Below are 13,281 nucleotides of genomic sequence, written 5' to 3' on the forward strand. Positions count from 1 at the left end.
CACATTCCGGCCGGTGGAATAGGGTCTTATCCATGAGCAGCAACCATCCTGGCAGTCCCGGCGGCCACAACCCCTACCATCGCCCCTCCTTGGACCCGGCGACGAATCCCACGTGGATCGGGCGCGTCCAGCCAGTGAACTACCAGCCCGCCCCGGGGAACCCCGGCCGGCACCCGCAGCAGGACTGGATGCTCCCGCCGGTGTCCCGCCCACGACGCTCCCCGGGCCTGCTGCCCCTCCTGCTCACAGGAGCCGTACTGGTCATGGGCAGCCTGTTGCTGGTGGTGCCTTTCCTGCTGGGGAACACCGGTGTCACCGGCTTCGTGGTGGGATTCATCGCGTCCTTGATCCCCCTGGGTGTGGTCCTGTTGACGGTCCGCCTCATAGACCGCTGGGAACCGGAACCGCCACGCCTGCTGTGGTTCGCCTTTACCTGGGGTGCCGCCGTCTCCATCGCCGGCACACTGCTGATCCAACCGCTGTTCGCCGTGGCCGCACCGACCACCAGCGAGGAGGCCTTCACCTATTTCATGGCCACGGTCCAAGCCCCGATTGTTGAGGAATTCACCAAATCGCTGGGCCTCCTGGTGCTGCTGCTGGCCGCGCGAAAGTACTTTGACGGACCGGTGGATGGCGTGGTTTTCGCCTTCACCATCGCTGCGGGCTTCGCATTCACGGAAAACATCCTGTACTTCGGCCGTGAGATTGCCTCTTCCACGGATCCGGGGGCGGACTTCGTGCGGATCTTCATCCTTCGCGGCCTCATGTCGCCGTTCGCCCATGCCATCTTCACGGGCACCACAGGCTTGGTCATGGGATTCGCGGCACGCAAGTGGCACGCGGGCTACGCAGTCCTTGCTTTCATCATTGGGCTGCTCCCCGCGATGTTCCTCCACAACCGCTGGAACAGCATGGGACAGGACTTCCTGGTGGAGTACTTCGTTGTCCAGGTGCCCATCTTCATCCTGGCCGCGGTCGGAATCATCCTCCTGCGCGTCGCGGAAGGGAAGCTCACGCGCCAGCGGCTCATGGAATATGCCCGTGCGGGGTGGTTCACCCCCGCCGAGGTCGACATGCTGGCCACGTCCGCGGGCCGCCGCCAGGCTATCCGGTGGGCGGGGTCCCGTGGCAGGGCTGCCCAGATGCGTGCTCTCATCAAGGAGGCAACGGCACTGGCCTTTTCGCGCCAACGGATCCTCAGCGGGCGGGACGTCCAGCATCACCAGCATGACGAGCTGGAACACCTCAGGACCATCCCTGCCCTTCGAGCAGCAGTACTGCAGTAGGCCCGGAGACAGAAAATGCCCCGGGAACTTGAACACGTCAAGCTCCCGGGGGCATTTCCACGATCTGCGCGCTAGGCCAGAAGCGACGGCTTCAGCTTCTGCAACCTGCCCAACAGTCCGTTGACGAAGGCGGGTGATTCGTCAGTGGACATCGTCTTGGCCAGGGCCACAGCCTCGCTCACCGCAACACCATCCGGGACGTCGTCGTTGTACAGCAGTTCCCACGCCCCGATCCGCAGGATAATCCGGTCCACGGCCGGCATCCGTTCCAGGGTCCACCCTTGGGCGTACGTCTGCAGGAATTCATCGATGGTGGGCTGCATCGAAACTACGCCCTCAACGATTTCCACCGTGTAGGGGTTGACGACCAGGTCAGTCTTCTCACGACGGGCTGACAGGGCATCGAAAGCCGAAACCGAACGCTGTTCAGCTTCGAAAAGAACTTCAAGGGCCCTGTTACGGGCCTTACCGCGGGCACTCACTAGTCGTTGACCCGGCCCAGGTAGCTGCCGTCGCGGGTGTCGACCTTGACCTTCGTGCCCTGCTCGACAAAGAGCGGCACCTGGATTTCGTAACCGGTCTCCACGGTTGCAGGCTTGGTGCCGGCAGAAGAGCGGTCGCCCTGCAGGCCCGGCTCAGTGTAGGTGATTTCGAGGACAACGCTCGGCGGCAGTTCGATGTAGAGCGGAGTGCCCTCGTGGATCGCGATGTTGACCATCTGGTTCTCAAGCATGAAGTTGGTTGCGTCGCCAACAGTGGCACCGGAGACGTGGATCTGGTCGTAGTCCGTGGTGTCCATGAAGACGAAATCCTCGCCGTCCTGGTACAGGTACTGGTAGTCGCGGCGGTCCACCGTGGCGGTTTCGATCTTCAGGCCGGCGTTGAAGGTCTTGTCGACAACCTTGCCGGACATGACGTTGCGCATCTTGGTGCGAACGAATGCTCCGCCCTTGCCCGGCTTGACGTGCTGGAACTCAAGGACGTTCCAGAGCTGGCCTTCGAGCTTCAGTACGGTGCCGTTCTTGATGTCGTTTGTGGTTGCCACTTGTATCCTCTGGTTTCTCTCACTGGGTCCGGCTGCGGTGTGCAGCGTCCAGCCGTGTATGCCGAGCCGGCGGGCCGGCTGTCTTTATCAAAAATCCAACAACCATTCTACCGGCAAACCGGCAGTGGCCCGTCCCCGGTCCCGGAGCCGGGATCAGGAAGCCAGTTCCAGGACGTTCCGGGCACGCTGGAGAGCCACTGCCGAGGAGTAGATCAAAGCGGCATCGGCGGCCATGGCCACCCGGAGGTCGAGCGCCTTGGCGAACTCTTCCGAGGCGGCCAGGGCGTTCCCGCTGACGAAGTAGGCGCGACCCAGGTATTGGTGGACCACTGCTTCCTTGGAGCTTCCCTGCACCTCCTGCAGGAGCTGGCGGAACAACTGCACCGCCCGGTCAGTACGGTTGGTGGCCCGGTGGACCTCTGCCTCAAAGATCCTGAGCCGGAACGACTCCGGATCCTTATAGCGTGCCTCGGCCAGGAGCTCCGCGGCCTCCTTGGGCTGGTTGTCGAGGAGAAGGGCCATGATGCGGTCGGCGGGGTCCTCCGATGTCTCCAGGGCGTTCTCCATGGCGTCTTCGTTGACGATGACCGGAAGGAGGGTATCCGGGTTCATGCGCACGCCCGGGAAACCCGCAGTTGGCCAGTCGCTGATGCCTTCGGTCATGGTGGCCGTCATGATGCGATCTCCTGGTAAGCGGCGAACAGCAATGAGGTATCCGGCACATCGAGGATGCCCGGCTTGGCAATTCCGTCCAGGACGACGAAGCGCAGCAGGTCGCCCCTGGATTTCTTGTCCCTGCGCATGCCGTCAAGCAGCCCCTGCCAACGGTCATTGCGGTAGGTAGTGGGAAGTCCAAGGCTTTCAAGGATTGCCCGGTGCCGGTCGGCGTCGGCGTCAGCGAGGCGTCCAACGCTGCGTGAGAGCTCTGCCGCAAACATCATGCCCACGGAAATTGCCGCGCCATGACGCCAGGAGTATCGCTCCACCAACTCGATCGCGTGGCCCAGCGTGTGACCGTAGTTCAGGATCTCCCTGAGCCCGGATTCCTTGAGGTCCTGGGAGACTACGTTGGCTTTGACGCTGATGGCGCGTTCGATGAGTTCCCGCACCACAGCGGAACCGGGATCCGTAACAGCGTCGGTGTTCTTCTCGATCAGGTCCAGGATGGCCGGATCGGCGATGAATCCGCACTTGATGACTTCGGCCATGCCGGAAACGAGTTCGTTCCGGGGCAGGGTCTGCAAGGTATCCAGGTCCGCGAGCACCGCTGCCGGCGGGTGGAAGGCGCCCACGAGGTTCTTGCCCTCGGCAGTGTTGATGCCTGTCTTGCCGCCCACTGACGCATCAACCATGCCCAGGAGGCTGGTGGGCATATGGATGACCTTGACTCCCCGGAGCCAGGTGGCGGCGACGAATCCGGCGAGGTCGGTCACGGCACCACCGCCAACGGCCACAATGGCGTCGGACCGGGTGAAGTCGTTCTGGCCCAGGACCTGCCAACAGAAGGCGGCGACCTGGATGTGCTTGCCTTCTTCGGCGTCGGGAATTTCCGCCGTCAGGGCCGTGAAACCGGCCGTTTCGAGCTCATCCCGGACGGTGTCGCCGGTCAACCGCAGGGCACGGGGATGGATCACCAGGACCCGGCGGACCCGCTCACCCAGCCGGGCCGGGAGGCTCTCGAGAAGACCCCGTCCCACCACGACGTCGTAGTTTTCAGCAGCGGACTGCCCGGTCACCTTGATGACAGTTGCTTCGGTGCTCACTTTTCAACTTCCTCTTTCAGGGCTGCATGCTCGCGCAGCCGCTCCTCCAGGAGGAGCCCGATTTCTGCCACAGACCCGGACCGCACGTCCAGGACAATGTCAGCCAGACGTTCGTAGATGGGTCGCCTGGCGGCGAACAAGGTCTCCCAGCGGGACATTGCGTCGCCCTGCAGCAACGGCCTGCCGGTGTTCCGGGCAATGCGTTCAGCCACTGTCCCGGCATCACATTCGAGGTAAACCACGGTGCACTCCCCCAGCAACTGCTGGGTGCCGGAGTCCAGTACGGCGCCCCCGCCCAGCGAGATCACGCTGGCCTGGGTCCTTGCTGCCTCAATGGCCTGGGCCACTGCCCTCGCTTCGATTTCCCGGAAAGCATGCTCTCCCCTGCCGGCGAAGATATCGGCGATACTGCCGTGCGCTGCCACGACCATGGCATCCGTATCAACGAATGCCAGGCCGAGTTGCTGCGACAGCTGCTGGCCAATGGCGGACTTGCCCACTGCCATCGGCCCGACAAGCACAACGGGACGGCCCGGCAGGCCGCCCATGTCTGCGCGGGCCACTACCGGCCGACCGTGTCCAAAGCAGCCGGGATGTTGTCCAGATAGGTTTGCAGGTTCCGTGCAGTTTCCTGGACGGAGTCGCCGCCAAATTTTTCGGTGATCGCTTCGGCCAGGACCAAGGCAACCATGGCTTCTGCAACAACGCCCGCTGCCGGAACGGCACAGACATCCGAACGCTGGTGGTGGGCTTTGGCAGGTTCGCCCGTGCTGACGTCGATCGTCTGCAGGGCCCGTGGCACCGTGGCGATGGGCTTCATGGCGGCACGGACGCGGAGCACCTCACCAATGCTCATGCCGCCTTCGATACCACCGGCGCGGTTGGTCCTGCGGATGATCCGGCCGTCTTCGTCCTTGACGATCTCGTCATGGGCAGCCGACCCGCGGCGTGCCGCGGTCAGGAATCCGTCGCCGACCTCCACGCCCTTGATGGCCTGGATGCCCATGAGTGCCGCGGCAAGCCGTGAGTCAAGGCGGCGGTCCCAATGGACGTAGCTGCCAAGGCCGGGAGGAAGCCCGTACGCGAGCACCTCGACGACCCCGCCCAGGGTTTCACCTTCTTTGTGGGCCGCGTCAACTTCGGCCACCATGGCATCGGATGTTTCGCGGTCAAAGCAACGCAGCGGGTCTGCATCGAGGGCGATTACATCGGCGGGACCCGGCAGCGGACGACCCTCCGGCACGGACACGCTGGCAATGGAGACGGTGTGGCTCACGAGTTCCACACCCAAGTGCCTAAGGAGCTGCGCGGCAACGGTGCCAAGGGCAACGCGGGTGGCCGTTTCACGCGCGCTTGCCCGCTCGAGAACGGGGCGCGCCTCATCAAAGCCGTATTTCTGCATGCCGGTGAAGTCAGCATGGCCGGGACGCGGCCGGGTGAGCGGGGCATTGCGGGCCTGGTCAGCCAGCAGCTCCTCGTCCACCGGATCGGCGGCCATGATCTGCTCCCACTTAGGCCATTCGGTATTGCCCACCTGGATGGCAACGGGTCCACCCTGGGTGATTCCGTGGCGCACACCCCCAAGGATGGTGACCTGGTCCTGCTCGAACTTCATGCGGGCTCCACGGCCATAGCCCAGGCGCCGGCGCGCCAGGGCGTCGCGGATCTGCCCGGTGGTGAGTTCAACACCGGCGGGCACGCCTTCAAGTATTCCAACCAGTGCCGGACCGTGGGATTCACCGGCTGTCAACCAACGCAACATATAACCAATCCTGCCATGTAAGGCTTCTAGAAGACCCGTCGGGGAAGCCCGACTGAGTCGCACATCACATCTATGACGGCGGCATCCACGTCACAGCCAGTAAAGAGGCGGATCTGTTCGGCAGCCTGGTACATCAGCATTTCAAGGCCGGGAACCACCGCCCCACCGCGTCCTGCCCAGACATCGGCAATCCGGCTTGGCCAAGGATCGTACGCAACATCCAAGAGGACGCCACCGGTGCCGGAAACGGGGATCGACTCCAGTTCATCGGCCAGGGCATCGGCGGCACGGGGCGGGAAAGTGGAGATCACGAGGTCGGAACCGGCAATCGTCCGGGCCGCCTCCCCCAGCGGGCGAACCTGCAGGTCAATCCCGACGGCGGCAGCGGCAGCTGTGGCTTCAGCGGCACGGGCCGTATCCCGGACGAAAACGTCAGCGCGGCGCGCACCGAGGGCGGCCGCGGCAGCCAGTGCAGCAGCCGACGTACCTCCGCCACCAAGAATCGCTGCCGCAGGAGTGGAATCAAGGCCCGCGTACCGGACGGCTTCGACGATGCCGGCCACATCGGTGTTGTAACCCACCCGGCGCACAGCGCCCTGCTGCCCTTCAAAGGCCACGGTATTGATGACACCCAGTGGTTCGGCGGCGCCACGGACTTCGTCAACCTCAGCCACCATGGCGGACTTCAGGGGCATGGTGACGGACAGGCCGCACCAGCTGCCATCGGCGCGCACGGCCTCCATGAAGGCCGGCAGCGTGCCAACCGTGACATCGATCGCTGTGTACTGGATGTCCACGCCGAGCTTGGCATACGCGGCGGTGTGCATCGCAGGAGACTTCGAGTGCGAGATAGGATGCCCCAGGACCGCCGCGCGGCGGCTCACACGCACCGCCCTGCATTGGCCTGGCACCAGGCGTTGTACTGCTCCACGTAGGTGCTGTGCTCGGCCAGCGTCTTGGAGAACTTGGTCTCCTTGGTGTCCAGGTTGATGGTGACCCAGTACAGATAGTCGTTTTGCGTCGGCTTGGCTGCGGCGTCGATGGCTGTCTTGCCCGGTGAGCCAATGGGTCCTGCGGGGAGGCCGACGTTGGCGTAGGTGTTGTAGGTGTTGGACTTGTCGGCTTTCTCTTCCTCCGTGAGGTGGAAGGACTTCTTCCCCAACCCGTACGTCACCGTGGCATCGGACTGGATCAGCCCGTTGGTTTCGGTGTTGTTGGGCTTGAGCCGGTTGTAGATGGCACCGGCCACGTTGCCGTAGTCCGCCTGGCCGCCCTCTGCCTGAACGATGCTGGCAATGGTGACGGTGTCGTACTGTTTTGCAGGATCAGTGATGCCTTGGGCCTTGAGTTCATCCAGGGTGGTGGTCACCAGCTTCTGGATAATGTCCTGGCCGGAGGTACCCAGGGGGAAGCGGTACTCACCGGGCGCCAGGAAGCCTTCAAGGTTCTTGGCCTTGGAGGGAACCCCGAATTGGGCCGGGTTCTGGTTGAAGCTGTTCAACTGGGCCATCGGGATGCCTGAGCCCTTGGAAATCGCATCCAGTGATTCGTTGATGCGCAGCCCTGCGCTCAGGGCGAAGTAAATGACCTTGGATGCATCCTTATTGACCAGGACGGCCACCGCATCCGAGTTCTTCATTTCCTTCTTGAAGGTGAACTCGCCGGGCGACAGTTCACCGCCCTGGCTGAGGAACTCCTTGACGAAGGAATCGGCATCGGCGACGACCTTGTTGTCCACCAGCGCCGTTGCCACAGCCTTGGGACCGGTACCTTCGGGAACCGTGATACTCACCGAACCACTGCCCGGGCCCGGGTAATCGCTGACTTTATCCATGCCCAGCAACGGTTTGAGGAATTGCGCACCCACCGCTACCGCGGCAACAAAAACACCCAGCGTGATCAGCAATGCAAGCACACGACGGCGGCGCCTCGCCTTCCGCGCGGCCGCCTTGGCGGCCTTCGATTCAGGCCCGGCCAGCAGCGGGTGGGGCCCGTCATGGAATTCCGTGTGGTCGTCCTCGTGGTGGGGATGCCCGTCATAACCAAGGTGGTCGTCATGGTGGTCATCGTGGTGCTGCACCAGGCCTGCGTGGGAATCACCGGCATCAGCGAAGGATTGGTGGTGTCCGTGGTCTGCGTGGCCATGCCCGGCAAGGACGGGGACGGCGGCAGTGGCAGGAGCGATCGGCTCATCCGGTGTTGCTGCATCTTCCCTGGCTTGTGCTGTTTCCGCAGCCTCTGCCGGTTCGGGCGTGGCGGGATTGCCTGAGTCTGCTGGAGCATGCTCCTGCTTTTGCGTCGTCGAACCGGCGTCCGGCACCACGGAGGGGGCCGCTGCGGGAACAGGCGGGACAGGCACTGACGGTGCCTGGACAGGCGCCGCGGGCACGGCCGGCACAGGACGGGGCAGCGCCGGCCCGGCGTCGGGCGCGGGAGGCGTCTCACCGGGGGTGGCCTCAGGAACGGGTACGACGTTCTGGTTCTGTGTGGCGAGGAACCGCTCGCGCGCCCGCAGCTCTTTGCGGGTCAGCGGCATACCGCCTCCAGCGGTTCCACCGGAGGGGTCGTTGTTGACCGGGCTCACAGTTGCAGTCCCCTCGTAGAAGAATCTGGTTCACTGCCAGAGGCGTCCTGCAGCGTTGGGGCACTGCTTGGCATCCCGGACGGCGCCGGTGCCTGCACGCGGCGGCCTGCGTCCGTTCCTCTGGCTTTTTGCATGTCGATCGCTTGCTGCAGTATTCCAGCAGCAGCAACCTGATCAACCACTTTACGGTGGTTCTTGCTGCTCATGCCAGCTTCGCGGAGGTTGCGGTGCGCCGAAACGGTGGAAAGCCGCTCGTCCACGAGGTTGACGGGAACGTCCACGCCCTTGGCGGCCAGCTCCGCCGCCAGGAGCCGGGCGTACTCTCCTGCCATCTGCGCGGAGGCGCGCTCTTCACCCTTCATGGTGCGTGGCAAGCCCACGAAGACCTGCACAACCCCGAGCTCCTGGACCAGTTTCGCCAAGGCGCGGACATCGGAGTTCTTTTTGGGGTTCCTGCCGAGCGTTTTCAGTGGCGTGGCAAGGATGCCGTCCGGGTCGCAGACGGCCAGGCCCACGCGGACCGTGCCAACGTCTACCCCCAGTTTAATTCCCTGGGGGTAGACGCCGCTGTTTGTTTCCGAAGCCACCGTCAGCGCTTGGCGATCGCGTCCACTACCGCTGTGAGGGCCTCGGCGACCTTCCCAGCGTCCGTACCGCCACCCTGGGCGACGTCGTCCTTCCCGCCGCCACCACCGCCGAGGATGCCGGCAGCCAGGCGGACGAGGGCGCCTGCCTTGACGCCCATACCGCGTGCAGCGTCGTTGGTGGCGATGAGGATGATCGGCCGCTCATTGCTGACACCTGCCACGGCGACTGTGGCAGCTTCCGAGCCGAGGCGGTTGCGCAGGTCCAGGGCAAGGTTGCGGAGGTCGTCTGCGCCACCCACCTGGCCGGCGTCGTGGGCTATGACGCGCACGCCTCCAGCATCGCGGGCCGTGCCCACCAGGTTCGCTGCTGCGGCGGCGAGCTGTTCCTTGCGGAGGCGGTCGAGTTCCTTCTCAGCAGCCTTGAGCTTGTTCAAGGTGCTGGAAATGCGGTCGGCCAGCTGGCCCGAGGGGACCTTCAGCATCTCGGTCAACTCGGTCACGAGCGCCCGTTCGGCGGCCAGGTGCCGGAATGCGTCGAGGCCGACAAAGGCTTCCACGCGCCGGTTGCCCGAGCCAACGGACTGCTCGCCGAGCAGCGACAGGCTGCCAATCAGCGAGGTATTGGCCACGTGGGTTCCGCCGCACAGTTCACGGGACCACGCGCCGTCGATCTCCACGACGCGCACTTCGCTGCCGTAGTTCTCGCCGAACAGTGCCATGGCGCCCAGGGCCTTCGCTTCGGCGAGTCCCATGACCTTGGTATCTACCCGGAAGTTGTTGCGGATGGCGATGTTGGAGACTTCCTCGATCTCCGAACGGGTGGCGGAGCTCAACCCCTCACCCCAGGCGAAGTCGAAGCGCAGGTAGCCGGCCTTGTTGAAGGAGCCCCTCTGCGTTGCCTCCGGTCCGAGGATCTGGTGCAGTGCGGCGTGCACGATATGCGTGCCGGTATGCGCCTGCTCGGCAGCATGGCGCCGTTCACGGTCGACGGCGGCGCGCACCAAAGCGTCGGAAGCAATCTCGCCTTCACGGACGATCGCCTTGTGCACGCTCAGTCCCTTGAGGGGACGCTGAACGTCCAGGACCTCGACGACGAATCCGTCACCGGTGATGAGCCCGGTGTCGGCGGACTGGCCACCGGCTTCGGCGTAGAAGGGGGTTTCGTTCAGGACGATTTCGATTTCGTCACCTGTAGAGGCGTGGGCAACCCGGTGGCCGCCGCTGACGATCCCGCGGACCCGGGACTCCCCTTCGAGCTCGTCGTAGCCGGTGAACACAGTCTCCCCGTCGCCCAGCAGTTCCTGGTAGGCCGTGACGTCCGCATGGCCGCCCTTCTTGCCTTTGGCGTCTGCCTGGGCGCGCTGGCGCTGTTCCTGCATGAGGGCACGGAAACCCGCCTCGTCAACCTTCAGGCCGGCCTCTTCGGCCATCTCCAGCGTGAGGTCGATGGGGAAGCCGTAGGTGTCGTGAAGAGTGAAGGCATCCGCGCCGGACAGCGGAACACCGGCTGCCTTGGATTCCGCCACAGCGTCCTCCAGGCGGGCAGTGCCGGAGGCGATGGTCCGGAGGAATGCCTTCTCTTCGGCATAGGCGATCCGGCTGATCCGGGCGAAGTCTGTCTCCACCACCGGGTAGACACCCTTCATGGCATCACGGGACACGGGCAGCAGATCAGGCAGGCAGGCCTTTTCCACGCCAAGCAGCCGCATCGCTCTGACAGCGCGGCGGATCAGGCGGCGAAGGACGTAACCCCGGCCTTCGTTGGAGGGGGCCACGCCGTCGGCAATCAGCATGAGTGCGGAACGGATGTGGTCGGCCACCACGCGCATCCGCACGTCGTCCGTGTGGTGGGGGTCGTCGTCGGACTCCGCGGACGTGTATTCCTTGCCGGACAGCTCCGCGGCTTTGTCGATCACCGGACGGACCTGGTCGGTCTCGTACATGTTTTCCACACCCTGGAGGATCATCGCCAGGCGCTCCATGCCGAGGCCGGTGTCGATGTTCTTGTTGGGCAGCTCACCCACGATGTCGAAGTCCACCTTGGACCGGACGTTCTCGATCTGGTACTGCATGAACACAAGGTTCCAGATCTCGATGTAGCGGGTTTCGTCGGCAAGGGGACCGCCCTCGATACCGTACGCCGGACCGCGGTCATAGTAGATCTCCGAGCAAGGCCCGGCCGGACCCGGCTGGCCGGTGTGCCAGTAGTTGTCCGACTTGCCCATGCGCTGGATGCGCTCTTCGGGGATGCCGGTGTTCTTGAGCCAGAGTTCCTTGGCTTCGTCGTCTTCCTCATAGACCGTCACCCAGAGGCGTTCGGCTGGAAGTCCGTAACCGCCGTCGTCCACGCTGCGGGTCAGCAGTTCGAAGGCGAACTTGATGGCATCTTCCTTGAAGTAGTCCCCAAAGGAGAAGTTGCCGCACATCTGGAAGAAGGTGCCGTGCCGGGCGGTCTTGCCGACTTCCTCGATATCCCCTGTGCGGATGCACTTCTGGACGCTCGTGGCGCGGCTGTACGGCGGCTCTTCGCGCGCGGTCAGGTACGGAATGAACGGCACCATGCCGGCCACAGTGAAAAGGAGCGACGGGTCGCTGGAAACGAGCGACGCGGAGGGGACGGCGGTGTGGCCCTTGCTGACAAAAAAGTCCACCCAGCGCTTGGTGATCTCCTGCGACTTCATTAGCTGATTACTTACCCTTCCAATTCACTGCACACGGTGTGCACGGAACCTGCTGATGCTGTTCCGCAGCTTTCTATTCTGCCCTGTCACGGGCACGGGGGCGAACCTGGTCCGCTATTTCCGACCGGCATCGGGGGCCTCGACGCCCAGCGCGGAGCGCAGGTCGGCCTCGCGCTCGTGCATCCCGGCACGGACGGCATCGGCAAAATCGAAGAGGCCGTCAGCGAGGCGCCCTACAGCACGGTTCAGGCCGTCAGGTCCGATGTTCGCCTGCGCCTCGGTGAATTTGCGGAACGCGATGACCCCGATGGCCACGCCGATTCCCATCCATACAATTCTCTTCATAACGGGCTTCTCCAGTAAGTCAGCGGCTGCGGCGGCCGGATGAGGGGGCGCGGCGGCCTGCGAAGGCCGAACGTACGCCATAGCTGAAGGCCGCCACCTTGATCAGCGGAGATCCCACCGTCGCGGCCACCAGGGAAGACAAAGCCGAAATGTTGGCCGACGCGTCTGAGACGTTGGACGCGATGCCGTCCACCTTCTTCAATTGCTGGTTGGTGGTGGAGACCGTTGCCGTGACCTCGTCCATGAGGGGCGTGGCGCCGTCGCTGAGGGACTTGATGGTGGTCCGCACTTCATCGAACACCCCGCCAAGCTTCAGGATCGGCACGGCCAGCAGCAGGACCAGGAGTGCGAACACTCCTGCTGCGATCAGGCCTGCGATGTCGCCACCGGACATAAGACTCATCTCCTAGGGTTGATTCGGCGCCTTGCACGCACTGCTTTTCCTGCAGCGGCCAAGGCCTCCCCAAGTACCTTATCGGGAAACAAAGAAGCCCGTGGCAGGTGCCACGGGCTTCTTGTAACGCTGCTGAGATTTAGCGTGCGTAGAATTCGACGACGAGCTGCTCTTCGCAGATCACGGGGACCTCGGAGCGCTTCGGGCGGCGAACCAGCTTTGCCTGCAGGGCGTCGATCTTGACGTCCAGGTACGGCGGGGTGGTGGCGAGGACGTGTGCACCGGCAGCTGCTGCCTGGAACGGTGCCATGACCTCGGAACGGCTGTGGACGTGGATGAGCTGGCCTTCGCCGACGCGGAAGGACGGGCGGTCCACGCGGACACCGTCAACCAAAATGTGGCGGTGCACAACCAGCTGGCGGGCCTGGGCGATGGTGCGGGCGAAACCGGCGCGGAGCACCAGGGCGTCCAGGCGCATTTCGAGCAGCTCCACCAGGTTTTCACCGGTGAGGCCCTTGGTGCGGCGTGCTTCTTCGAAGGCACGGGTCATCTGGGCTTCGCGGATGCCGTACTGGGCGCGCAGACGCTGCTTTTCGCGCAGACGAACGGCGTAGTCGGAGTCCTGCTTCTTGCGGGCACGGCCATGCTCACCGGGGCCGTACGGGCGGCGCTCCATGTACTTGGCGGCCTTGGGGGTCAGAGCAATGCCGAGTGCACGCGAAAGGCGTGCGGTACGGCGAGCACGAGTGTTGTTAGCCACTTGTGTCCTTCCAAATTACTGCGGTGTATCAGTGTTCCTGGCCTCCATCAGGGAGAGCATCGGCCAACCGCTGC

The 13,281-nt window shown here is 64.2% G+C and carries 14 protein-coding genes; 1 reads left to right on the forward strand and 13 read right to left on the reverse strand.

All coding sequences use genetic code 11. The annotated features are described in order from the left end of the window. The first annotated feature begins 32 nt into the window (after nucleotides 1-32). Nucleotides 33-1,286, forward strand: coding sequence for a PrsW family intramembrane metalloprotease (locus ACPFL9_RS11725; RefSeq protein ID WP_426002829.1), 1,254 nt, complete (start codon nucleotides 33-35; stop codon nucleotides 1,284-1,286). Nucleotides 1,287-1,357: 71 nt separating this feature from the next. Here the strand turns inward: ACPFL9_RS11725 and nusB are convergent, their stop codons facing one another. From nusB to rpsD, 13 genes are all read right to left on the reverse strand, one after another. Then, complete coding sequence (gene nusB / locus ACPFL9_RS11730) at nucleotides 1,358-1,768, reverse strand: transcription antitermination factor NusB (protein ID WP_426002830.1); 411 nt, start codon at nucleotides 1,766-1,768, stop codon at nucleotides 1,358-1,360. Beyond that, nucleotides 1,768-2,331 carry an elongation factor P gene (gene efp / locus ACPFL9_RS11735; protein ID WP_364157627.1) on the reverse strand — a complete coding sequence of 188 codons (564 nt, stop codon included), beginning with the start codon at nucleotides 2,329-2,331 and terminating at the stop codon, nucleotides 1,768-1,770. The genes nusB and efp overlap by 1 nt, the downstream gene beginning before the upstream one ends. Nucleotides 2,332-2,484: 153 nt before the next feature. After that, nucleotides 2,485-3,006: a tetratricopeptide repeat protein gene (locus ACPFL9_RS11740; RefSeq protein WP_426002832.1), complete on the reverse strand. Its 522-nt coding sequence runs from the start codon at nucleotides 3,004-3,006 to the stop codon at nucleotides 2,485-2,487. Beyond that, on the reverse strand, nucleotides 3,003-4,094 hold the full coding sequence (gene aroB, locus ACPFL9_RS11745; protein ID WP_426002833.1) for a 3-dehydroquinate synthase: 1,092 nt from the start codon (nucleotides 4,092-4,094) through the stop codon (nucleotides 3,003-3,005). Before aroB ends, ACPFL9_RS11740 begins: the two co-directional genes overlap by 4 nt. Beyond that, a complete protein-coding gene (locus tag ACPFL9_RS11750; protein WP_426007541.1) occupies nucleotides 4,091-4,642 on the reverse strand; it encodes a shikimate kinase in 552 nt (183 codons plus the stop codon). Before ACPFL9_RS11750 ends, aroB begins: the two co-directional genes overlap by 4 nt. A gap of 14 nt (nucleotides 4,643-4,656) precedes the next feature. Beyond that, nucleotides 4,657-5,856: a chorismate synthase gene (gene aroC, locus ACPFL9_RS11755; protein WP_426002835.1), complete on the reverse strand. Its 1,200-nt coding sequence runs from the start codon at nucleotides 5,854-5,856 to the stop codon at nucleotides 4,657-4,659. A gap of 26 nt (nucleotides 5,857-5,882) precedes the next feature. Next, nucleotides 5,883-6,740, reverse strand: coding sequence for a shikimate dehydrogenase family protein (locus tag ACPFL9_RS11760; protein WP_426002837.1), 858 nt, complete (start codon nucleotides 6,738-6,740; stop codon nucleotides 5,883-5,885). Next, nucleotides 6,737-8,440 (reverse strand): endolytic transglycosylase MltG, encoded by a 1,704-nt coding sequence (gene mltG, locus ACPFL9_RS11765; protein ID WP_426002839.1) that lies wholly within the window; start codon nucleotides 8,438-8,440, stop codon nucleotides 6,737-6,739. The genes ACPFL9_RS11760 and mltG overlap by 4 nt, the downstream gene beginning before the upstream one ends. Further along, nucleotides 8,437-9,027, reverse strand: coding sequence for a Holliday junction resolvase RuvX (ruvX, locus tag ACPFL9_RS11770; protein WP_426002840.1), 591 nt, complete (start codon nucleotides 9,025-9,027; stop codon nucleotides 8,437-8,439). Before ruvX ends, mltG begins: the two co-directional genes overlap by 4 nt. Nucleotides 9,028-9,029: 2 nt before the next feature. Next, nucleotides 9,030-11,708: an alanine--tRNA ligase gene (gene alaS, locus ACPFL9_RS11775; protein WP_426002841.1), complete on the reverse strand. Its 2,679-nt coding sequence runs from the start codon at nucleotides 11,706-11,708 to the stop codon at nucleotides 9,030-9,032. A gap of 114 nt (nucleotides 11,709-11,822) precedes the next feature. Further along, nucleotides 11,823-12,053 carry a DUF6167 family protein gene (locus ACPFL9_RS11780; RefSeq protein WP_426002842.1) on the reverse strand — a complete coding sequence of 77 codons (231 nt, stop codon included), beginning with the start codon at nucleotides 12,051-12,053 and terminating at the stop codon, nucleotides 11,823-11,825. Nucleotides 12,054-12,072: 19 nt separating this feature from the next. Beyond that, nucleotides 12,073-12,447, reverse strand: a complete 375-nt coding sequence (locus ACPFL9_RS11785; protein ID WP_426007542.1) for a DUF948 domain-containing protein — start codon at nucleotides 12,445-12,447, stop codon at nucleotides 12,073-12,075. 139 nt (nucleotides 12,448-12,586) lie between these two features. Then, a complete protein-coding gene (gene rpsD / locus ACPFL9_RS11790) occupies nucleotides 12,587-13,207 on the reverse strand; it encodes a 30S ribosomal protein S4 (protein ID WP_426002844.1) in 621 nt (206 codons plus the stop codon). Nucleotides 13,208-13,281 lie beyond the last annotated feature (74 nt).

Origin of the sequence: Paenarthrobacter sp. NyZ202, assembly GCF_049860755.1 — a bacterium.
Classification (GTDB): Bacteria; Actinomycetota; Actinomycetes; order Actinomycetales; family Micrococcaceae; genus Arthrobacter.

Excerpts from the sequence above, each read along its gene's own strand:
- aroC (WP_426002835.1), bottom strand. The coding sequence starts at position 5,856 with ATGTTGCGTTGGTTGACAGCCGGTGAATCCCACGGTCCGGCACTGGTT.
- ACPFL9_RS11780 (WP_426002842.1), bottom strand. The coding sequence starts at position 12,053 with ATGAAGAGAATTGTATGGATGGGAATCGGCGTGGCCATCGGGGTCATC.
- ACPFL9_RS11750 (WP_426007541.1), bottom strand. The coding sequence starts at position 4,642 with ATGGGCGGCCTGCCGGGCCGTCCCGTTGTGCTTGTCGGGCCGATGGCA.
- ACPFL9_RS11725 (WP_426002829.1), top strand. The coding sequence starts at position 33 with ATGAGCAGCAACCATCCTGGCAGTCCCGGCGGCCACAACCCCTACCAT.
- ACPFL9_RS11740 (WP_426002832.1), bottom strand. The coding sequence starts at position 3,006 with ATGACGGCCACCATGACCGAAGGCATCAGCGACTGGCCAACTGCGGGT.
- alaS (WP_426002841.1), bottom strand. The coding sequence starts at position 11,708 with ATGAAGTCGCAGGAGATCACCAAGCGCTGGGTGGACTTTTTTGTCAGC.
- ACPFL9_RS11785 (WP_426007542.1), bottom strand. The coding sequence starts at position 12,447 with ATGTCCGGTGGCGACATCGCAGGCCTGATCGCAGCAGGAGTGTTCGCA.